This is a genomic window from Lelliottia sp. 7254-16 (assembly GCF_002922995.1).
GTDB lineage: Bacteria > Pseudomonadota > Gammaproteobacteria > Enterobacterales > Enterobacteriaceae > Enterobacter > Enterobacter jeotgali.
This window is the reverse complement of the sequence record NZ_PQVS01000003.1, coordinates 21,798-41,141: the sequence shown is the minus strand read 5'-3', so window position 1 is coordinate 41,141 and position 19,344 is coordinate 21,798. Positions and strand designations below refer to the sequence as shown.

Sequence of the window (19,344 nt, the reverse complement as noted above, 5' to 3'; positions counted from 1 at the left end):
GAGAATGGTTATCATTACAATTGGAAATAGAAATGTGTGTCGTTGTGTTTTTTAACGTGTTGTTTTTTCGATAAATGTTATGAGGTGGGGAGTGGCACGCGTTTGATGTGTTTGTGGCTGAAAGTGCCCAGTGGCATCGCGCTTTGCGGTATCTGTGCGGGCGTCTATTTTTCGGTAGGGTGGGCGGCATACTCTATTGTAGAAGTGTGCCAACATTACATGGAGAAAAGCATTACCGGAGAATAACGTGTTCGGAAAATTATTATTAAACTACATGCCCGGTTTACAAAATTTATTAGCCTACGATAAAAGTTGGCTAAAACATGATGTTAAAGCGGGGTTATCTGTTGCGGCTGTAGCGCTACCCGTTGCTATTGCTTATGCCGAGTTGGCGGGTGTTGGGGCAATCGTAGGGCTGTATTCATGTGTTCTACCGATGATAGCTTATGCATTGTTTGGTTCTTCACGTCAGCTTATTGTTGGCCCCGATGCAACAACCTGCGCGGTAATTGCGGCCGTCGTGTTTCCTCTTTCTGCCGGAAATCCTGAACTGCACTGGCAACTGACGATCATTATGACCTTGATGATGGGCGGATGGTGTTTGCTTGCCAGTAAATTTCGCCTGGGCGCACTGGCCGATCTGCTTTCTCATCCCATTCTTACCGGTTTGCTTAATGGCGTAGCCGTGACGATTATTGTCGGGCAATTAGGCAAGGTTTTGGGAATCAAGCTTGATGAGGCACAGGTTATTGAGAAAATAATTGCCTTGCCAGGCCGAATTTCAGACAGCCATTTATTAACCTTCGGGCTATCACTTTTAACGTTAGCTATTTTAATGGTTATCAAAACGTATCGCAGCCACTGGCCAGCACCGTTGATTGCCATTGTGATAACAACGGCACTGGTATGGGGAACATCTGCACAACATTATGGTATTGCCACTATTGGAGGGGAAGGGTTCCAGCCTGGTTTACCTGTCGTTAACTGGGCAGCGTTCCAGCCGGGTCCGATGCGTGATTTAGTTATCCCGGCGCTGAACCTGGCTTTGGTCAGTTTTGTCAGTCTGATGCTGACCGCTCGCAGTTTCGCCGCGAAAAATGGCTATGAAATTAATGCTGATGCGGAGTTCAGAGCTCTGGGTATTGCGAATATCATGTCGGGATTATCTCAGGGGTTTGCGATCAGCGGAGCCGACTCACGGACTGCAGTTAATGATTCCACTGGGGGAAAAAGTCAGCTGGTTTCCATTATCGCAGCCTTACTTATTGGAGTCGTAGTGGTATTTTTCACTCAGCCGTTACAGTTTATCCCGGTATCTGCATTAGGTATTGTTCTAATGTATGCATCGTGGTCATTGATTGATTTACGTGGATTATGGAACCTGAGACGAAGAAATAAACAGGCATTTCGCCTGGCCTTTTTCACGTTTGGCTGTGTTTTAATTATCGGCGTTATCCAGGGGATAGGTCTTGCGGTGTTGCTTGGCTTGTTACAGTTCCTGCGAACAGTCTTTCGTCCCTCTGAGCATTTACTGGGAACGGATGAAAATGGAATGATTCATTCATTAGGGAATACAACCGATATTAAAATGGTCCCGGGCGTGCTGATGTATCGATTTAACTCCCCGTTGACCTATTTTAATGTGGCTTATTTTAAACGTCGGGTACTGAACTTAGTTGATGGCGCAGCATTACACCCTAAATGGGTGGTCATTGATGCCGTTGCCTGCTTCACTTATTCAGATATCAGTGTCCTGGCAACCATTAATGAGCTAAAGCGTGACCTGAAAAGTCGACAGATTACGTTAATCCTGGCGGGCAGGAAAACGGAATTAACACGCTGGTTTAAAGACAGTCGGCCAACAATGAATGATGATAACATGCTTCTTGCGCCAGACCTCTATTTGGCACTCCGGTTCATTCAAAGCAAAGAGAGTGTGAGTGAGAGTGAATCAGGCGGTGATGTATAGGGTTAAAAATTGAATATACCTTCCGGGTTACACGATTTTTGAAAGGAGTCCGATAGTGCTGATCTACAACGTTTTTGGACGACATTTCTGCTTCACGAGCATTTTTCGTTCCTGTACCAGCCAGTTTTGACTCACTGGTCCGCCAACCCACAGCGGACCCGCAATCCTTACTTGATCCGCTTCCCATCCTTATCAACCACCTTCTCCCCGTCCTCCTTGGTAAAGGCTTGCTGCTGCTGAGAGGGCAGAATATCGAGCACCACTTCAGACGGACGGCACAGTCGCGTTCCGATCTCAGTGACCACAATAGGACGGTTAATCAGAATCGGATTTTCCAGCATCAGCTCAATCAGCTGATCATCGGTGAACTTATCCTGTGCCAGGTGAAGTTGCTCGTAAGGTTCGACATTTTTTCGCAGTAGCTCACGCACCGAAATTGCCATATCCGCAATCAGTTTTATCAGCTCGTCACGCGAGGGGGGCGTTTCAAGGTAATAGATAATAGTGGGTTCAGTGCCGCTGTTGCGGATCATCTCCAGCGTATTACGCGATGTTCCGCATGCAGGATTGTGGTAAATGGTGATGTTGCTCATTTCAGATTCTCGTGGTTAAGCGAAAGAGAGACGCAGCGCCAGTGCGGCGAGCGTCACTAACAGGACGGGCAGCGTCATGATGATCCCTGTACGGAAATAATACCCCCAGGTGATGGTCATATTTTTCTGAGCAAGGACGTGGAGCCAGAGCAGCGTAGCCAGGCTACCGATTGGCGTGATTTTTGGCCCGAGATCGCTGCCAATCACATTGGCATACACCATCGCCTCTTTGATGACGCCCGTCGCGTGGCTGCCGTCAATCGACAGTGCGCCAATTAATACGCCCGGCATATTATTCATCACCGATGACAGGAGCGCTGTAATGAAACCGGTGCCCAGTGTCGTCACCCACAGCCCATGCTCTGACAGAGTATTCAGCACGTCAGACAGAGAGCGAGTGAGACCAGCATTCCTCAGGCCGTAGACCACCAGATACATGCCCAGTGAGAAAATCACAATCTGCCAGGGCGCGTTGCGCAGGACCTTTCCCGTATTAATCGCATGTCCTCGCTTCGCGACGGCGAATAAAATCAGAGCACCCGTAGCGGCGATTGCGCTAACAGGTAATCCCAGTGGTTCAAGGACGAAGAATCCGGCCAATAAAAGCAGCAGAACTACCCAGCCCGCTCTGAAGGTGGCCAGATCTTTAATGGCGGTCGCTGGGACTTTTACCTTCGCTAATTCATAGGTCGAAGGAATATCTCTGCGGAAAAACAGGTGCAGCATCGCTAACGTCGCGGCGATGGCGGCAATATCGACCGGCACCATAACCGATGCGTATTCGGTGAATCCGATATTGAAGAAATCGGCTGAGACAATATTCACCAGGTTCGACACAATCAGTGGCAGGCTGGCGGTGTCGGCAATAAACCCGGCGGCCATTACGAAGGCCAGCGTCGCCTGGGGGCTGAAACCCAGCGCCAGCAGCATGGCAATAACAATGGGTGTCAGAATTAAGGCTGCGCCATCGTTGGCAAACAGCGCCGCTACGGTAGCGCCCAGCAGAATAATCCAGGTGAATAACAGTCGTCCTCGACCCTTGCCCCAGCGAGCAACGTGCAGCGCCGCCCACTCAAAGAAACCGGACTCATCCAGCAACAGGCTGATGATTATGACGGCAATAAAAGTGGCGGTGGCATTCCAGACGATATTCCAGACCACGGGAATATCACCGATATGAATAACTCCGCACGCCAGAGCCAGAACCGCGCCCAGGGAGGCGCTCCAGCCGATACTCAGCCCTTTTGGTTGCCAGATAACCAGAACCAGGGTGAACAAAAAAATAACTCCAGCCAAAAGCATGGCGTACTCCATTACATCTGAATAAGTGAATGTATCAGGGGGGCTTAACACTTTCCTGGCGACAATGATTTTATCTTTTCACGCGTTTCTTCGCGCAGACAGTTCCAGCTGGTATCGATAGTAGTAGCAGCCCACGCAGGCATGTTGGGTGACAGGCGGTAGTAAACCCATTTTCCTTCGCGACGATCGCTGACGAGCGAATACTCACGTAATATCGCCATGTGGCGCGAGATCTTGGGTTGAGATTCTCCGATTGCCGCGCAGAGATCGCAGACGCATAGCTCGCCAGACTCACGCAGCAACAGCACGATAGACAATCTTGTTTCATCGGAGAGCGTTTTGAACAGCTGAAGAGGATGTAGCATTTTCAGTCTCAACGTTAGTGTGATTACACATATGCTAAACCATATGTGTAATCTTTGAAAGCGTTGGGATCAGATTGAGGTTAACGCCTAACGCCGCTCCTCATATTTGCTGCGTTTATGCTGATATAACAGTTCGTCCGCCTTGTGCATTGCTGTTTCCAGGGTATCTCCGCGCTGCAACTGATAGCCCCCCCAGGAGAAGGAGACCAGTTTTTCTGGATCAATGGAGAGCAACTGTTCTTGAACGCGCGCAATCACATCGCGCGTTTTAGCGAGGTTAGAATCAATGAGGATCAGGGCAAATTCATCACCACCCAGACGTATTCCATAATCACTTTTACGGATTGACTGCGCCAGGGCAAGGCCCAGGAACTGAATCGCTCTATCGCCCATGTGATGGCCTAATGTGTCGTTGATTCTTTTCAGTCCGTCGCTGTCGATAGCCACCGCTGTCACGGGAATATTTCGCTCTACGATTGAACGAATAATCTGCTCCAGCTCAGGGGTAATCACTTTGCGGTTATAAAGCCCGGTCATGGCGTCGGTAATATTATCCCGCGACAGCGATCTCTGGCGGTTAAATTGCTGACGCGCATATCGCAGCATCAGCCAGGTGGCTAAGACATAGAGCACCACCAGCCAGATATTTGCCATCACCACATAAATCGCGTCCAGCTTCGCATGCAAGGTGTAGTACTGCGTCATATCATCTTTATAATTAATGATATCCCGCGACTTCAGTATTGGCTTATGGAAGATGATATTCCCGCCGGTGGTATTGTCGGTGACATACAGGGAGAGAAATTTCCACAATAAAGGGCGATCTGGAGTAATGAATGAGGTGGCCAGATCGTGAACAGTAATGTCGGTGATCAGCAGCCCTTTGATTTTTCCGTCCAGGAATACTGGCGTGATCATACTGATAATATTTTGCTTCGTATAACCATCGTTATAAATATGCGTCACAATATTCTCGCCCTGGATCAGATCTTCCAGCGCGTTATCATCAATGGTAATAGTGTGCGCACTGTGCACAATATTTATCCTGTTGTCATCGGCAACTAGCCAGTTGTTAAAGGCGTAGTCAAAGGTGTTCACCAGATGGTTGATATAAATATAGTTGTGCGCGAGGTCAATATAATAGCGGGTGTTATTAAACTCGTAGCCCGTATAGTTGGAAAAGCTGTATTTGGACGAAGCAGCGGTCTCCATCTCATTGATGACGGGCAGGGCGGGCACATCCCGGCTCCACGCTTCGCAGGCTTTATTTCGTGTCTGAAGGGTGCCCTCCAGGTTAACGATGGTTCTTGCCACCAGATTAAAACCGAAAATGGCGCCGACCGTTTCAATGTGCTGGCAGAGTAATTTGGCTTTTTCCTCGCCATACGAGCCTGAATCTGCCTGTTTAGAAAAGGCGCGGGATAAGCGAAAGGCGATATCCTGATTGATGAACTCTTCATGGAACAGCGCAGACTTGCCGTTTTCGGCAATATATCCCATATAGTTTTGAAGGTTTCTTACTTCATGTAAAACAAGGGCGGCGAAAATTGAGGTTGTGCAGGCAATAATAATAATCGCCGCACTGATATATTTACGTTGTGACAAGATGGATAACTCCCCTGTAATACCACCTAAGAAATTTCGTAAAGTATAGCATCTCAGCGATCGTAAGAATTTGACCCTCAACATTCTTCAGTGGCGCTGATATCGGTGATATCAGCGCGTTGTGTGTTACAAACTGCCGGTTCCGCCATCAACCAACAGTTCTGTTCCCACCGTATAGCTTGATTCATCGGACGCCAGATACAGCGCGGCCTTCGCCAGTTCCGTTGGCGTGCCCATCCGCCCAAGCGGAACCAGGCTTGCGATATCACCCTGTAGCGCTTTCTGCGCCTCTTCGCTCAGCCCCAGTTTGTTCAGCGCTGGAGTAGCAACCGGCCCAGGACTTAAGCCGTTAACGCGAACCCCGCGCGGCAGTAATTCCGCTGACAGCGTTCTCGCCAGGGATAACAGTCCGGCTTTGCTGGCGGCATAAACGCTGCTGGTGGGCAGGCCGATGCGGGCGCTAACCGAGCCACACAAAATCACCGAAGAGGGATTGTTCAGCAGCGGCAGCAGCGCCTGAACCAGAAAGAAGGGACCCTTTAGATTAATGCTCATCAGCCGATCCCACGCCTCCTCGCGCCACTCCTCAATAAGACCGTGCGTCACATCTCCGGCGTTGATAAACACCGCATCCAGCCGTGACCAGCGAGTGGCGAGGGTGTCTGCCAGCTGCTGTTGCGCGGAAATATCACCGGCGTCGGTGGCGATCACCCAGGCGTTATCCCCTAAAATTCGTTGCGCCTCGGCCAGTGTTTCCGGGTTACGTCCGGTCACCGCGACGTGTGCCCCTTCGGCGATAAACTCCTGCGCCGTCGCCAGACCGATGCCGCTGGTGCCACCCGTAATAAGCGTATATTTACCTGCTAAACGACCCATGTTTATCTCCTGAAATGTCACTGGAGAAAGCACTATAGAAACGTTAGTATCCAAAAGAAACCAGGTACCATTTGGATACTAATGAGGCGAACGGTGTGCTATGGCGGAAATACTCGACCCGACGTGTGAAAAAAATTCTGCGACTGAATCCTGTCCGATGACCCAGTTTGTCAGCCTGATTTCGGGCAAATGGGCGATCCCCATTCTGTATCGGCTGATCGTCCTCAATGCCCCGGTGCGCTTTGGCGATCTGCTTCGCGCGGCTGCACCGATCACCCAAAAAGAGCTGACCAAACAGCTGCGTTTATTTGAACAGCGTGGGCTGGTGTCGCGGACGATCTTTCCGGAGATTCCGCCGCGCGTGGAATATCAGATAACGGATTTAGGACTTACGCTACAGAGCGCGCTCTCCCCGCTGGCCGCCTGGATGCGGGAATATGGCGACCAGCTGGAACGTTAATTAGCGCGTCAGATAGCGCGGCGCCGGAACGCCGGTCCGCGCGCTATTGAACAGGGCCAGACGCGCCTCTTCATACCGCTCCCAGAGCTGCACATCATGCATCGGTGGAATCGTGATCAGTTCACCTTGATCCAGCCCGGCCAGTGCCGCATCCACCATATCATCCGTGGTCATCACCGAACCTTCCGGCAGATCGTTCATGGAAACGCCTGAAATTTCCCAAATCTCCGTCGCAGTTGCGGCAGGTAACACCGCCTGAATACGCACGCCAGTGTCGGCAAACTCTTCCTGTAATCCACGCGTAAAGTTCAGCACCCAGGCTTTGGTGGCGCTATACAGGGCACTGCCCGCCCGCGCGTGAATCGACAGCACCGAGGCGATATTAATCAGCGTGCCGCGATTGTTCTGTGCCAGGCGCGGCAGGATCGCCAGCGTCAGACGCATCAGGGCCGTGGTATTTAAGGTATTGATGGCCTGGTGCGAGGCCGCGTCGCTGGCGAGGAACGGGGCCATTTGCGCCGTGCCAGCGTTATTGACCAGCGAATCGATCGCCGTATTGCTGTGCAGCACTTCCTCAACGGCGCGGATCCCCGTCTCCTGCGTCAGATCGGCGACCAGAATCTCGACATTAACGCCATACTGCTCGCGAAGCTGTGATGCCAGGGTGTTCAGGCGATCTTCCCGACGAGCAACCAGTACCAGATTAACGCCTCGGGCGGCGAAACGATCGGCATACACTGCGCCAATGCCGGATGATGCCCCAGTGATCAACGCGGTAGAGTGTTGGGTAGTCATTGCGTGTTACCTCAAAGCAAAGTGGGTTAATTGGTTTCAATATGAAACCTAATTTACTGTGAGATATTTGGTTTTATAATGCAACCAACTGACGGAAATTATTTTTGATCTGCGCTCAGGGCGGACAGGAAACTGTGTCTAAGAGACTGAAAGAGAAGGGTTAGGGAAGTTTCGGGATCACATCTTCCGGCGCCAGTTCCCGGCCATCCTGAGCGATAAGCGTCAGTTTACGCAGCGGTTGACGATGTTCTGCGTCCACCAGTACGCTGCCCAGCTCGTTTTCGGCAAACAAATGTTCATTGCCCCACTGGGATAACGCCACCAGTACCGTCTGCAAAGCGCGGCCTTTTTCGGTCAGCACATACTCCTGCCAGGCGCTGCCATCGGAGGCGGGCTGTAAAATCAGGATGCCTTCTTCTACCAGCAATTTGAGGCGGGTGGCGAGCATATTTTTGGCGATCCCGAGGCTTTTCTGAAATTCCCCAAAACGCTTCAGCCCACGCAGGGCGTCGCGTACGATCAGCAACGACCACCAGTCGCCGATAATATCGAGCGAACGGGCGACAGGACAGGTACTCTCTTCAAGACGGGTTCGTTTCACGCTGGCTCCTCGGTTGATAGTTTTATTATAAAACCTTTTTTCGCTGCCGTAAAAAGCGTTATCTATCACTTTGAGAAATGGTTCCCGGAAATTTGTCATCAATCTGTCACAATCAGTTTGACGAAAATAAACTCTGAGGATAAAGGGATGAGAAAAGCACTACTTGCTATCGCAGTGGCTGGCACTTTAACAATGACCTCTGGCGCGCAGGCGCAAACGGCCCCGGAAGGCTATCAGCTACAGCAGGTTTTAATCATGAGCCGCCACAACTTGCGCGCCCCTCTGGCGAACAACGGCAGCGTGCTGGAACAGTCAACGCCGGGTAAATGGCCTGAGTGGGATGTCCCAGGCGGGCAGCTCACCACTAAAGGTGGCGTGCTCGAAGTGTACATGGGCCATTACATGCGTGAATGGCTGGCCGAGCAGGGGATGGTGACCACCGGAGAATGTCCACCGGCAGACGCGGTGTACACCTATGCCAACAGCTTGCAGCGTACCGTCGCAACCGCCCAATTCTTTATCACTGGCGCCTTCCCAGGGTGTGATGTTCCGGTTCACCATCAGGAAAAAATGGGCACGATGGACCCAACCTTCAACCCGGTGATCACCGACAATTCACCGGAGTTCCGCGAAAAAGCAGTCAAAGCGATGGAAACCGAGCGTCAGGGCATGAAGCTGGATGAGAGCTACAAGCTACTGGAGCAGATCACCAAATACACCGACTCCCCGTCCTGCAAAGAGAAAAAAGTGTGTTCTCTGACGGAAGCCAAAGACACCTTTACCGCCGATTATGAAAAAGAACCGAGCGTCTCCGGCCCGCTGAAAGTGGGTAACTCACTGGTGGATGCGTTCACGTTGCAATATTACGAAGGCTTCCCGCTGGATCAGGTGGCATGGGGCGAAATCAAAACTGACCAGCAGTGGCGCGTGCTGTCACAGCTGAAAAATGGCTATCAGGATTCTCTGTTCACCTCCACCGAAGTGGCGCGTAACGTCGCCAAACCGCTGGTGAAATACATCGATAACGCACTGGTGACCGATCAGGCGAAAGCGCCAAAAATCACCGTGCTGGTGGGGCATGATTCAAACATCGCGTCGCTGCTGACGGCGCTGGACTTCAAACCGTATCAGCTGCATGACCAGCACGAGCGTACGCCGATTGGCGGGAAGATTGTCTTCCAGCGCTGGCATGATAAAAACGCGAATCGTGAGCTGATGAAAATTGAGTATGTCTATCAAAGCTCAGAGCAGTTGCGGAACGCCGATGTGCTGTCGTTGAAATCTCCGGCGCAGCGTGTGACGCTCGAACTGAAAGGCTGTCCGGTGGATACCAACGGATTCTGCCCGATTGATAAGTTTAATACGCTGATGAATGACGCGGCGAAGTAAGGTAAAACCCCCCGCTACTGCGGGGGGAACGATTAGACGTTTTTACGTTCGATGGTTTGCTCGCCCCAGAAGAGCGAGTCTTTGTCTGTTTTATCGAAGGCACGGACCAGCACTTCATCGCTCCCGTCCTCCCAAATTTTCTCCGCCAGCTTTTCATCATATTTCGCGACTTCAAAGATGGCCTCGGCAATTTCTGGAGAGGTATTGCGTAAACTTGCCCACTCACCGACGTGATGAGCTTTAGATTCTTGAGTTGGCATGCTTGTCCTCCTGTTGAGGTTAGCCGTTCAGTTTTTTAGCGAGGCTCGCGACGTGCTCGCCCTGATAACGAGCGATGGCCAGCTCTTCCTGGCTTGGCTGACGCGAACCGTCGCCGCCAGCAATGGTGGTGGCACCGTACGGGGTACCGCCACGAACCTGTGAAACATCAAATAATTCCTGCGCGCCGTATCCGATGGGCACAATCACCATCCCGTGGTGCGCAAGGGTCGTCCAGGTTGAGGTAATCGTCTGTTCCTGGCCGCCACCGGTCCCGGTTGAGCTAAAGACGCTGGCGAGTTTCCCGTACAGTGCGCCGGAAGCCCACAGCCCGCCGGTCTGATCCAGGAAGGTGCGCATTTGCCCGGACATATTGCCGAATCGCGTTGGGGTGCCGAAGATGATGGCGTCATAGTCGGCCAGTTCTTGTGGCGTCGCCTGCTGGGCATTTTGCGTTTTGCCTCCGGCTTTCAGGAACGCTTCGGCATTCATGGTTTCTGGTACGCGTTTAACCACGACCTCAACCCCATCCACTTTGTTAGCGCCTTCCGCCACCGCATGAGCCATGGTTTCAATGTGTCCATACATGGAATAATAGAGCACCAGAACTTTTGCCATCTTGCATCACTCCTCGATTGTGGTTTCTGGCAGCGAATCGCTGCGTTCATTTAAAGATAAGACGCCTCGGCCAGACTGCAAATCTTAAAGCCATTTCTTTGATTTATAACAAGATATTTAGGAGCTTTCTTTGTAGCAATATGAAACATTTTTAGCGAGTCGGCTTTTCTGAATGATAAGAGGAGCTTATTGGTGACGGCGGCAAGATCTCACACGAACGGCTGATTTCATGTTGCAGAATATTACCGTTTACTGGCTGGATCGGCTCATTCCACTAAGCTTAGTTTCACGCGGCGCAGACAAAGGCTCTGGCCTTGTGCCGTCAGGTGAAAGAATCCTCTTTTACTGAATGCAGTATGATGTCTAATGTTTCACACTCTGGAGGTTAGAGATGGCAAACCATCGTGGTGGGTCAGGTAATTTCGCTGAAGACCGTGACAGAGCATCAGAAGCAGGTCGTAAAGGTGGCCAGCAGAGCGGGGGCAACTTCAAGAATGACCCGCAGCGTGCATCTGAAGCTGGCAAAAAAGGGGGCAAAAATAGCCACGGGAGCAACAATAAAAGTTAGTTGTTCTCCATTTCAGTGTCACCCAACCTGAAATATCCCCCTGCCGCCGGGACTCCCGGCGGTTTTTTTATTTGTGCAACATTGAACTGTAACCAAAGGCATCGCACACTAGCGGATTAACTCTTGCTGTCGGTGTCCCATGTCCTCCTCTCGTTATGCCTTCTCCATCAAACCTCAGGAAGCGATCCTGATTCTGATCACCATGTTCTGGGGCGGAACCTTCCTCGCCGTACAGTATGCCGTGACGCTCAGCGATCCGTTTTTCTTCGTCGGGCTACGTTTTGCCACGGCGGCGCTTGTGGTGGCGCTTTTCTCACTGAAAACCCTGCGCGGGCTAACGATGAAAGAACTGCAGGCCGGCGTGGCGATTGGGGTGTCGATAGCGATGGGTTACAGCCTGCAGACCTGGGGTTTACAGACCATTCCCAGCAGTAAATCCGCATTTATTACCGCGATGTACGTTCCGCTGGTGCCGCTATTGCAATGGCTGTGTCTCGGCAGAATGCCGGGGCTGATGTCTTGCGTAGGTATCGTACTGGCATTTATCGGCCTCATTTTTCTCGCCGGACCGGGGGACAATCTGCTGGCGATGGGGCCGGGTGAAATCATCACGCTGATCGGCGCGGTGGCGATTGCGGTAGAAATTATTTTGATCAGCGCCTGGGCCGGAAAAGTGGACGTCAAACGCGTGACCGTTGTACAGCTTGCAACTGCGTCAATCGTCGCATTTGTGGCGATGGTTCCTGCAGGTGAATCCGTTCCACCCATGTCCACCGGGCTGGTGGTCGTGGCTTTAGGTCTGGGTATTTTCAGCGCCATTATCCAGGTGACAATGAACTGGGCGCAGCGCAGCGTTTCCCCGACGCGCGCGACGGTCATCTACACCGGCGAACCGGTCTGGGCCGGGATTTTCGGTCGCCTTGCGGGCGAGCGTTTGCCGATGCTGGCCCTGCTTGGTGCGGCGTTTATTGTGGTGGGCGTTTTGGTGAGTGAGTTAAAGTTAAAAAAGAAAAAGACACTGTCGCAAACTGACAACGCGACTGTAAACCAGGAATCCTGAGATTTTTGCCCGGTGGCGCTGCGCTTACCGGGCCTACAAAAGAAACGTAGGCCGGGTAAGGCGAAGCCGCCACCCGGCACAAACAACCGGCTCCATCAAGAATCCTGGCGTACTACCTCAGCCTGAGAGATCTCCGCCGTCCGGCGACTCAACAACGCATTCAGCAAAATCGCGCCAAAGGTGGCCGTGCCAATTCCGCCCAGCGTAAAGCCGCCGATGGTCAGCGCGAAATCACCCGCACCCAGCACCAGCGTGACAGCGACCATGATCAGGTTGCCGTTCTGGTTGAGATCAACACGGTTCTGCACCCAGATTCGCGCACCCGCCACGGCGATAAGGCCAAACACCACAATCGATGCACCGCCGATAACCGGGGCTGGAATGGTGTGGATCAGCGCGCCAAATTTCGGTGAGAAGCCCAGCAGCAGCGCAATCACCGCTGCAGCGACAAACACCAGCGTGGAGTACACCTTGGTCACGGCCATCACGCCGATATTTTCGGCGTAAGTTGTCACGCCGCTGCCACCGACCGAACCCGACAGCATCGTGGCCAGCCCGTCACCGACAAACGCGCGGCCCATGTACGGGTCCATATTGCGCCCGGTCATTCCGGCGACTGCTTTCAGATGGCCTAAGTTTTCCGCCACCAGAATCACTGCCACGGGAGCAATCAGCATCATCGCCTGTCCGCTAAAAGTGGGAGATGTGAAGTGCGGCAGGCCAAACCACGCGGCATTTTGCACCAGCGAAAAATCAACCGGTTTGCCGAGGCCGAAAACGCTGGTCATCAGGGCATAGACCAGACACGCCGCAATCAGCCCGACCAGAATCAACAGCCGCTGAATCATCCCGCGCGTAAATACAGCCACCAGGCCGATACACAGCACCGTCATTACGGCCATCCAACTGTCAAAAGACGATGCAGACACCCCTCGAACCGCAATCGGCGCGAGATTCAGGCCAATCGCCATCACCACCGCGCCAGTAACGACCGGCGGCATCAGGCGTTCAATCCATCGGGTGCCCATCTTCATCACGGCAACGCCTATCAGGGTGTAGACCAACCCGCAGGCGATAATCCCTCCGAGTGCGACGCTCAGATTCGGGTTGATTCCCTGACCGTTAAAACCCGTGGCGGCGATCACCACGCCGACAAAGGCAGCGCTCGATCCCAGATAGCTCGGCACGCGCCCACCGGTGATGAAGAAAAACAGCAGCGTGCCGATGCCCGACATTAAAATCGATAAATTAGGATCAAGCCCCATCAGAATAGGCATCAGCACCGTTGCGCCAAACATCGCGACCGCGTGCTGGACGCCCATCACCACGGTGGGTACCAGGGGAAGTCTTTCATCCGGCGCGACCACGCCGCGTTCAGTGGAGGTCGATTTCAACTGCCAGTGGGGAAAACCGAACAAAGCCATGAGCTGTCTCCTTAAGGAGGGTTAACAGGCGGGTCGCAAAAGTGCGTGATAGCCGCGATCAAACCACACCAGTCCCTGCGGCGCGGGGTGGCGTGTAATCGATACAATGTCGCAAAAAAGAATGTCGTGCGTGCCGACGCTGACTATCTGGTTGATGCGACAGTCAAATGACGCCAGCGCGTCTTCGAGCCGTGGACAGCCAGTTTCTCCTGTCTGCCAGTTTGCCGCCGCGAAGCGTTGGTCCATCGGCGTTTTGCCGCCAAACAGGTTCGATAGCGGCTCTTGCCCGGCGCTCAGCGTATTGACGCACAGGGTGCGGTTTTCGTTAAACGCTGGCCAGACGGACGCGCCGCGATTCAGGCACACCAGCAGGGTGGGTGGAGAGTCGGTCACGCTGCACACGGCGCTGGCGGTAAATCCGGCCTGACCGGCAGGACCGTCAGTGGTGATAATGTTCACCGCCGCGCCGACGCAGGCCATTGCGTCGCGAAAGGTTTGTTGATCCGGTACGTTCATGTTTGCTCCTTACGCCAGCCCGCAGGCATCTTCAAACGTCAGACGCGGCAGACGCTCATAAACTTTGCTGGCGTCGCCGTAGCCGATGTTGATCAGCAGATTGCTTTTAAGAGAGGTCCCGGTGAAAAAGGCCGCATCCACTTTTTGCGGATCAAAGCCTGACATCGGCCCGGTATCCAGCCCCAGCGCGCGACAGGCGAAGATCAGATACGCGGCCTGCAGCGAGCTGTTGCGAAACGCCGTCTCCTGCGCCAGCTCCGGGCTGGAGGTAAACCAGCTGCGGGCATCGCCGTGGGGAAACAGTTCCGGCAAGCGCTCATAAAACTCGCTGTCCCAGGCGACAATCGCCGTGACGGGCGCGGCCAGGGTTTTCGCCAGATTGCCGCTGGAGAGCGCCGGGGCCAGTTTCTCTTTACCTTCCGGCGTACGGATAAACACAATCCGCGCGGGAGAACAGTTGGCGGACGTCGGCCCCCATTTCATCAGGTCGTAGATCTCGCGCAGCATCTCATCGCTGACCGGAATATCCTGCCAGCCATTGTGCGTGCGCGCCTCGGTAAACAGCGTTTTTAACGCGATTGGATTGATGGCTTCGCTCATCTATAAAACCCTTTCTTGTGCATGCAGCAGACTGGCCAGCCCGTTTTGCAGCAGCGTGTTAAACGTCTCGGGATCGGTGACGTTGCAGGCGTGTCCGCCCTGGCGCATCACCACCTTTTCACTGTGGGGCAGCGCGGCGTGCAATTCGGTGGAACAAACGGCGGGCACCAGCAGATCGTCAGTAGAGCAGATAACCAGTACCGGGCAGCGAATACGCGCCACATCCCGGCTGAAATCCGCATGCTTAAGCGCCTGGAGACGCTTAAGCAGATTGGGTTTTCCCTGAAAGTGGGCGAGGGCCAGCGCCTCTTCCGCTTCCATTCGCGGCGCACGGGCCGCCATCCAGTCGGCGGGATAGAGGAACAGCGGCTGCGCTTCCACCCAGGCCTGTGCACCGCCCGCGTGCAGCAGGCGTTCGCGGATCTGGAAACAGCGGCGAGTATGGGCGTTCAGCTTCAGCCAGCCGTTGATTGATACCAGTGCGCTGACAGACTCAGGGCGATCGAGCGCCATTTGCAGCCCGACCAACGCACCGAGCGCATGGCCGACCACGCAAAAGCGCGATATGCCTGCTTGTGCCAGCGCCTGATACAGCTCGTCTGCCATCTGTGCCACAGAGTAGTTCTCGGGCAACGCTTCGGGGTTATTTCCGGTCCCGCGCTGGTCGTAGCACACCACCTGATACTCCTGCTCCAGCACCGCTAACTGCGGCAGCCAGTAACTGCCACCGCCGCCTAACCCGGCGATCAGCACCACGACTGGCGCATCGACAAAAGGGGGCGGTGAAAGCGATATTTTCATGGCAACCTCACTTCCCAATGTGCGCAATAGTGGCGATCTCAACCAATGCTTCTGGCTTCACCAGCCCGCACTGAATGCAGAATCGCGCCGGTTTGTCGCCGGGGAAAAACTCGGCGTAGATTTCGTTAATCGCGGCGTAATTTTTCCAGTCGGTGATAAAGATGCTGTTGAAGGTCACATCCTCCATCGTGCCACCCGCCGTTTCGATAACGCTTCTGATAGTTTCCAGAACGTGGCGGGTTTGTGCCTTTGGGTCGTCGGGCCAGACCACGTTATTCTCTTTATCAAAGGGCAGCGTACCGGAGACATACACCACGCCATCGGCGAGCGTGCCAGGCACAAAGGGCGCAATCGGCGTGCTGGTGCCAGCGGGAATGATCACGGATTTCGGCATAGTATTGCTCCTCAAGCGATACGGGCTAACGACGGCGGGGAGACGGCATCGCAGAACTCGGCGACGGTGCTGACCCAGCCAAAAAAGGTTTCGATATTGAACAGGGCGGCTTTCTGCGCGAACTCCGGCCCGGCCTGGTGCGTGGCGTCTGCCAGCACCACGCCGAAATACTCGAGGAAAAAGCCGTCGCGCAGGGTCGATTCCACACAGACGTTGGTCGCAATGCCGGTAAACACCAGATGGCGAATGCCACGGCTGCGCAGCAGGCTGTCGAGCGGGGTGTTGAAAAAGCCGCTGTAGCGCGGTTTCGGCAGCACAATATCGCCAGGCTGCGGCACCAGTTCGTCGACCAGCTGATAATCCCAGCCGCCTTTTGCCAGCAGTTTCCCCTGCAGTTCTGGCTGTTTGCGCATGGTTTTCAGGGCGTTGGATTTATGGAAGTTTGGCGAGCCGGGGCCACCGGCTTCAACGTAGCGATCGTCCCAACCGTTCTGGAACCAGACGATCAGCATTCCCGCCGCGCGTGCGGCGGCAACGGCGATATTGATATTGTCGATAACCGGTCGGGTGGCGGAGACGTCAAATCCGGCCAGATCCAGATAGCCGCCCTGGCTTGCGTAAGCGTTTTGCATATCCACCACAATCAGCGCGCTCTGTTCCGGCGTAAAAGCGATGGCTTCCGGGCGTGCATCTAATGAAATCATTACGCCACCTCCTGCGTCAGCGCCGGGATATGTGCGCGGCACTGCATCAGCGGCTGGATGCGCTCGCCAAAGGTCTCAACGCCCATAAGGAAATCATCAAAGGTTAACAGCACGCCTTCGGCACCCGGCACGCTGGCGACGTCATCGAGCATCCGCGCGACGCTGGCGTAAGACCCGACGAGTGTGCCCATATTGATGTTGACCGCCGAGGTCGGGTCCGCCATCTGGCGCACGTTGGTGTCTGACCCGGAGCGGGTATCTTTTTGGCTCTGCTCCGTTAACCAGCTCAGGGCTTCCTCGTCGGCTCCCGTCTTGTAGTGCTCCCATTTGGCGCGTGCGGCCTCGTCGGTTTCGTCGGCGATGACCATAAACAGCACGTAAGATCCGACATCGCGCCCGGTCACTTCCGCCGCCTCTTTCATGCGTGCGGCGGTGGGGGCGAAGGCGGTGGGGGTGTTGACGCCTTTCCCGAAGCAGAAGTTGAAATCTGCATGTTGCGCGGAAAATGCCATCCCCGCGTCGCTCTGTCCGGCGCAGATTACCTTCATCGGTGTGGAGGGCTGCGGGCTGACGCGACAGTCATTCATGGTGAAGTAGTCGCCTTTGAAATCGCTCTTGCCGGTGCCCCACAGATCGCGCAGGACCTGCACGTATTCGGTGAGATAGTCATACCGACGCGAGAAATACTCATCGCCCGGCCACAGGCCCATCTGCTCGTACTCTGGTTTTTGCCAGCCGGTCACCAGATTCACGCCGAAGCGCCCGCCGGAGATGGAGTCAATGGTCGATGCCATCCGCGCCACAATCGCCGGAGGCAGGGTAAGCGTGGCGGCGGTGGCGTAGATCTGAATGCGCGACGTCACCGCCGCCAGACCCGCCATCAGAGTGAAAGACTCCAGATTGTGATCCCAGAATTCGGTTTTGCCGCCGAAGCCGCGCAGTTTGATCATCGAGAGCGCAAAGTCGAAATGGTAATGCTCCGCCTTTTGCACAATGGCTTTATTCAGCTCGAAGGTCGGCATGTACTGCGGCGCGTGGGAGGAGATTAGCCAGCCGTTGTTGCCGATAGGGACGAATACGCCAATTTTCATCACGAACCTCTCTTCATCTCAGTGTGGGGTGAAAGTCAGACGTGGCGCTGCATCCTGCATTTCCTGTTCAGCCTCGTGATAAGGGTTTTGCAAAGGGGATGCCAGTTTTGAAAAGCACAATGTTATTAACGTGTTAACTGATAGTTGTTGAAAAGATATCGAACAAAGTGGACTAAATGGTCAAAAGCCATGCACACAAAACAGGCAGTTATGCGCGATCGAGGTGCAGAATGTCGTGAGAAGCGAGGGGTTTTGCTATGCTAAACGCACATTTTCAAGGAGAGCAGGCATGACACAAGGCGCAGTGCAGACACCAGGTAAACGTTCGCGGGCGGTGAGCGCCAAGAAGCAGGCCATTCTGAAAGCCGCGCTGGAGACTTTCTCGCAGTTTGGCATCCACGGCACGCGCCTGGAGCAAGTCGCGGAATTGTCGGGCGTGTCGAAAACCAATCTGCTGTATTACTACCCGTCGAAAGAGGCACTGTATATCGCCGTTCTGCAACAGATTCTTGATATCTGGCTGGCACCGCTGAAAGCGTTTCGCGAAGAGCTCGCGCCGCTGGTGGCGATCAAAGAGTACATACGCCTCAAGCTGGAAGTGTCCCGCGACTATCCGCAAGCCTCAAAACTGTTCTGCATGGAGATGCTACAGGGCGCGCCGCTGTTGCAGGCTGAATTGACGGGAGATTTGAAACAGTTGATCGACGATAAGTCGGCGATTATTGCGGGCTGGGTCGCAAGCGGAAAACTGGCCCCGGTCGACCCGCAGCATCTGATCTTTATGATTTGGGCCTCGACCCAGCACTATGCTGACTTTGCGAGCCAGGTCGAAGCCGTGACCGGAAAAACGCTCCAGGACGAGGCATTTTTCCAGAGTGCTGTTGATAACGTGCAGCGCCTGATTATTGAAGGGATCCGCCTGCGTTAATTGCCGGGCGGCAGAGGGCAGCTTAAATCGCCTTCCTCGCACTGCATTAATGACGCCAGATACGCCTCGCGCTCGGCGGTTTTCTCGGTCATGCACTGGTTGATAATCATCGGCTGAACGCTCCCGCCTTCGCTGCCGGAACCGGCAAACGCGCAGTCGGCGTCACGCAGGGCAATCCACGCCTGCTGTGCCTTTTTCAGCAATTCACGCTGCGGCGCGGCGGCCCGTTTCATCGCAGCCTGGTATGTCTGATTCAGTTTTTTATCGGCGGTCTGATACTGCTGCGCGGTACAGGTGTTCAGGTCGGTCTGTGTGCTGGCACTGGCGCATTCATCCGCCAGCGCGCTGGCGCTGAGCAGTAGTGCTGCTCCGGCAATCAATACTCGTTTCATTCTCTCACCCAATAAAAAAGGCCCCGTTTCCGGAG

The 19,344-nt window shown here is 54.1% G+C and carries 23 protein-coding genes; 6 read left to right on the top strand and 17 right to left on the bottom strand.

From position 1 onward, the window contains the following. The first annotated feature begins 247 nt into the window (after positions 1 to 247). Positions 248 to 1,969 carry a SulP family inorganic anion transporter gene (locus C3708_RS05095; protein WP_103948680.1) on the top strand — a complete coding sequence of 574 codons (1,722 nt, stop codon included), beginning with the start codon at positions 248 to 250 and terminating at the stop codon, positions 1,967 to 1,969. Between the two features lie 167 nt (positions 1,970 to 2,136). Here C3708_RS05095 and arsC read toward each other — a convergent pair whose 3' ends face one another. From arsC to C3708_RS05070, 5 genes are all read right to left on the bottom strand, one after another. Then, positions 2,137 to 2,562 (bottom strand): glutaredoxin-dependent arsenate reductase, encoded by a 426-nt coding sequence (arsC, locus tag C3708_RS05090; RefSeq protein WP_095281509.1) that lies wholly within the window; start codon positions 2,560 to 2,562, stop codon positions 2,137 to 2,139. 15 nt (positions 2,563 to 2,577) lie between these two features. After that, positions 2,578 to 3,864, bottom strand: a complete 1,287-nt coding sequence (locus C3708_RS05085) for an arsenic transporter (protein WP_103948679.1) — start codon at positions 3,862 to 3,864, stop codon at positions 2,578 to 2,580. A 44-nt stretch (positions 3,865 to 3,908) separates the two neighbouring features. Further along, positions 3,909 to 4,229 carry a metalloregulator ArsR/SmtB family transcription factor gene (locus C3708_RS05080; protein ID WP_103947924.1) on the bottom strand — a complete coding sequence of 107 codons (321 nt, stop codon included), beginning with the start codon at positions 4,227 to 4,229 and terminating at the stop codon, positions 3,909 to 3,911. Between the two features lie 87 nt (positions 4,230 to 4,316). Then, the gene (dgcJ, locus tag C3708_RS05075) at positions 4,317 to 5,918 is read right to left on the bottom strand and encodes a diguanylate cyclase DgcJ (protein ID WP_103948678.1); all 1,602 of its coding nucleotides are present in this window, start codon (positions 5,916 to 5,918) and stop codon (positions 4,317 to 4,319) included. A gap of 42 nt (positions 5,919 to 5,960) precedes the next feature. Then, entirely contained in the window at positions 5,961 to 6,710 is a 750-nt protein-coding gene (locus C3708_RS05070; RefSeq protein ID WP_095281513.1) for an SDR family oxidoreductase, read from the bottom strand. Between the two features lie 100 nt (positions 6,711 to 6,810). Between C3708_RS05070 and C3708_RS05065 the strand changes: the two genes are divergently transcribed. Next, a complete protein-coding gene (locus C3708_RS05065) occupies positions 6,811 to 7,170 on the top strand; it encodes a helix-turn-helix domain-containing protein (RefSeq protein ID WP_103947922.1) in 360 nt (119 codons plus the stop codon). Here C3708_RS05065 and C3708_RS05060 read toward each other — a convergent pair whose 3' ends face one another. Then, positions 7,171 to 7,965: an SDR family oxidoreductase gene (locus C3708_RS05060; protein WP_103948677.1), complete on the bottom strand. Its 795-nt coding sequence runs from the start codon at positions 7,963 to 7,965 to the stop codon at positions 7,171 to 7,173. A 160-nt stretch (positions 7,966 to 8,125) separates the two neighbouring features. Then, positions 8,126 to 8,566: a helix-turn-helix domain-containing protein gene (locus C3708_RS05055; RefSeq protein ID WP_095281516.1), complete on the bottom strand. Its 441-nt coding sequence runs from the start codon at positions 8,564 to 8,566 to the stop codon at positions 8,126 to 8,128. A gap of 147 nt (positions 8,567 to 8,713) precedes the next feature. Between C3708_RS05055 and agp the strand changes: the two genes are divergently transcribed. Continuing rightward, entirely contained in the window at positions 8,714 to 9,955 is a 1,242-nt protein-coding gene (agp, locus tag C3708_RS05050) for a bifunctional glucose-1-phosphatase/inositol phosphatase (RefSeq protein WP_095281517.1), read from the top strand. Positions 9,956 to 9,987: 32 nt separating this feature from the next. Here the strand turns inward: agp and C3708_RS05045 are convergent, their stop codons facing one another. Together C3708_RS05045 and wrbA are read right to left on the bottom strand one after the other, a co-directional pair. Continuing rightward, entirely contained in the window at positions 9,988 to 10,215 is a 228-nt protein-coding gene (locus C3708_RS05045) for a YccJ family protein (RefSeq protein ID WP_095281518.1), read from the bottom strand. 19 nt (positions 10,216 to 10,234) lie between these two features. Next, positions 10,235 to 10,831 carry an NAD(P)H:quinone oxidoreductase gene (wrbA, locus tag C3708_RS05040; RefSeq protein WP_095281519.1) on the bottom strand — a complete coding sequence of 199 codons (597 nt, stop codon included), beginning with the start codon at positions 10,829 to 10,831 and terminating at the stop codon, positions 10,235 to 10,237. 391 nt (positions 10,832 to 11,222) lie between these two features. Here wrbA and C3708_RS05035 point away from each other — a divergent pair, with 391 nt between their 5' ends. Beyond that, positions 11,223 to 11,399 (top strand): general stress protein, encoded by a 177-nt coding sequence (locus C3708_RS05035; RefSeq protein ID WP_095281520.1) that lies wholly within the window; start codon positions 11,223 to 11,225, stop codon positions 11,397 to 11,399. A 139-nt stretch (positions 11,400 to 11,538) separates the two neighbouring features. Next, on the top strand, positions 11,539 to 12,459 hold the full coding sequence (locus C3708_RS05030) for a DMT family transporter (RefSeq protein WP_103948676.1): 921 nt from the start codon (positions 11,539 to 11,541) through the stop codon (positions 12,457 to 12,459). A 95-nt stretch (positions 12,460 to 12,554) separates the two neighbouring features. Here the strand turns inward: C3708_RS05030 and rutG are convergent, their stop codons facing one another. Genes rutG through rutA form a run of 7 tightly spaced genes read right to left on the bottom strand, consistent with a single transcriptional unit; the run spans position 12,555 to position 17,989 of the window. Then, on the bottom strand, positions 12,555 to 13,883 hold the full coding sequence (rutG, locus tag C3708_RS05025) for a pyrimidine utilization transport protein G (RefSeq protein ID WP_095281522.1): 1,329 nt from the start codon (positions 13,881 to 13,883) through the stop codon (positions 12,555 to 12,557). A 21-nt stretch (positions 13,884 to 13,904) separates the two neighbouring features. Continuing rightward, positions 13,905 to 14,399 carry an NADH-dependent FMN reductase RutF gene (rutF, locus tag C3708_RS05020; RefSeq protein ID WP_095281523.1) on the bottom strand — a complete coding sequence of 165 codons (495 nt, stop codon included), beginning with the start codon at positions 14,397 to 14,399 and terminating at the stop codon, positions 13,905 to 13,907. Positions 14,400 to 14,408: 9 nt separating this feature from the next. Then, positions 14,409 to 14,999, bottom strand: coding sequence for a malonic semialdehyde reductase (locus C3708_RS05015; protein ID WP_103948675.1), 591 nt, complete (start codon positions 14,997 to 14,999; stop codon positions 14,409 to 14,411). Next, positions 15,000 to 15,800: a pyrimidine utilization protein D gene (gene rutD / locus C3708_RS05010; RefSeq protein WP_103948674.1), complete on the bottom strand. Its 801-nt coding sequence runs from the start codon at positions 15,798 to 15,800 to the stop codon at positions 15,000 to 15,002. It abuts the gene before it with no gap. A gap of 7 nt (positions 15,801 to 15,807) precedes the next feature. Then, positions 15,808 to 16,194: a pyrimidine utilization protein C gene (gene rutC, locus C3708_RS05005; protein ID WP_095281526.1), complete on the bottom strand. Its 387-nt coding sequence runs from the start codon at positions 16,192 to 16,194 to the stop codon at positions 15,808 to 15,810. A gap of 11 nt (positions 16,195 to 16,205) precedes the next feature. Then, positions 16,206 to 16,898 (bottom strand): pyrimidine utilization protein B, encoded by a 693-nt coding sequence (rutB, locus tag C3708_RS05000; RefSeq protein WP_095281527.1) that lies wholly within the window; start codon positions 16,896 to 16,898, stop codon positions 16,206 to 16,208. Then, positions 16,898 to 17,989: a pyrimidine utilization protein A gene (rutA, locus tag C3708_RS04995; RefSeq protein ID WP_103948673.1), complete on the bottom strand. Its 1,092-nt coding sequence runs from the start codon at positions 17,987 to 17,989 to the stop codon at positions 16,898 to 16,900. The genes rutB and rutA overlap by 1 nt, the downstream gene beginning before the upstream one ends. Before the next feature lie 289 nt (positions 17,990 to 18,278). On the opposite strand from rutA, the gene rutR reads away from it, so the two are divergent. After that, the gene (rutR, locus tag C3708_RS04990; RefSeq protein ID WP_095281529.1) at positions 18,279 to 18,917 is read left to right on the top strand and encodes an HTH-type transcriptional regulator RutR; all 639 of its coding nucleotides are present in this window, start codon (positions 18,279 to 18,281) and stop codon (positions 18,915 to 18,917) included. Here rutR and C3708_RS04985 read toward each other — a convergent pair. Then, positions 18,914 to 19,309, bottom strand: a complete 396-nt coding sequence (locus C3708_RS04985) for a lysozyme inhibitor LprI family protein (RefSeq protein ID WP_103948672.1) — start codon at positions 19,307 to 19,309, stop codon at positions 18,914 to 18,916. The genes rutR and C3708_RS04985 overlap by 4 nt on opposite strands. Positions 19,310 to 19,344: the final 35 nt, after the last annotated feature.

Excerpts from the sequence above, each read along its gene's own strand:
- rutB (WP_095281527.1), bottom strand. The coding sequence starts at position 16,898 with ATGATTTCATTAGATGCACGCCCGGAAGCCATCGCTTTTACGCCGGAA.
- arsC (WP_095281509.1), bottom strand. The coding sequence starts at position 2,562 with ATGAGCAACATCACCATTTACCACAATCCTGCATGCGGAACATCGCGT.
- C3708_RS05065 (WP_103947922.1), top strand. The coding sequence starts at position 6,811 with ATGGCGGAAATACTCGACCCGACGTGTGAAAAAAATTCTGCGACTGAA.
- wrbA (WP_095281519.1), bottom strand. The coding sequence starts at position 10,831 with ATGGCAAAAGTTCTGGTGCTCTATTATTCCATGTATGGACACATTGAA.
- rutA (WP_103948673.1), bottom strand. The coding sequence starts at position 17,989 with ATGAAAATTGGCGTATTCGTCCCTATCGGCAACAACGGCTGGCTAATC.
- C3708_RS05015 (WP_103948675.1), bottom strand. The coding sequence starts at position 14,999 with ATGAGCGAAGCCATCAATCCAATCGCGTTAAAAACGCTGTTTACCGAG.
- dgcJ (WP_103948678.1), bottom strand. The coding sequence starts at position 5,918 with ATGTTGAGGGTCAAATTCTTACGATCGCTGAGATGCTATACTTTACGA.
- rutF (WP_095281523.1), bottom strand. The coding sequence starts at position 14,399 with ATGAACGTACCGGATCAACAAACCTTTCGCGACGCAATGGCCTGCGTC.
- rutC (WP_095281526.1), bottom strand. The coding sequence starts at position 16,194 with ATGCCGAAATCCGTGATCATTCCCGCTGGCACCAGCACGCCGATTGCG.
- rutD (WP_103948674.1), bottom strand. The coding sequence starts at position 15,800 with ATGAAAATATCGCTTTCACCGCCCCCTTTTGTCGATGCGCCAGTCGTG.
- C3708_RS05070 (WP_095281513.1), bottom strand. The coding sequence starts at position 6,710 with ATGGGTCGTTTAGCAGGTAAATATACGCTTATTACGGGTGGCACCAGC.
- rutR (WP_095281529.1), top strand. The coding sequence starts at position 18,279 with ATGACACAAGGCGCAGTGCAGACACCAGGTAAACGTTCGCGGGCGGTG.
- rutG (WP_095281522.1), bottom strand. The coding sequence starts at position 13,883 with ATGGCTTTGTTCGGTTTTCCCCACTGGCAGTTGAAATCGACCTCCACT.
- agp (WP_095281517.1), top strand. The coding sequence starts at position 8,714 with ATGAGAAAAGCACTACTTGCTATCGCAGTGGCTGGCACTTTAACAATG.
- C3708_RS05080 (WP_103947924.1), bottom strand. The coding sequence starts at position 4,229 with ATGCTACATCCTCTTCAGCTGTTCAAAACGCTCTCCGATGAAACAAGA.
- C3708_RS05030 (WP_103948676.1), top strand. The coding sequence starts at position 11,539 with ATGTCCTCCTCTCGTTATGCCTTCTCCATCAAACCTCAGGAAGCGATC.
- C3708_RS05045 (WP_095281518.1), bottom strand. The coding sequence starts at position 10,215 with ATGCCAACTCAAGAATCTAAAGCTCATCACGTCGGTGAGTGGGCAAGT.
- C3708_RS04985 (WP_103948672.1), bottom strand. The coding sequence starts at position 19,309 with ATGAAACGAGTATTGATTGCCGGAGCAGCACTACTGCTCAGCGCCAGC.
- C3708_RS05085 (WP_103948679.1), bottom strand. The coding sequence starts at position 3,864 with ATGCTTTTGGCTGGAGTTATTTTTTTGTTCACCCTGGTTCTGGTTATC.
- C3708_RS05035 (WP_095281520.1), top strand. The coding sequence starts at position 11,223 with ATGGCAAACCATCGTGGTGGGTCAGGTAATTTCGCTGAAGACCGTGAC.
- C3708_RS05060 (WP_103948677.1), bottom strand. The coding sequence starts at position 7,965 with ATGACTACCCAACACTCTACCGCGTTGATCACTGGGGCATCATCCGGC.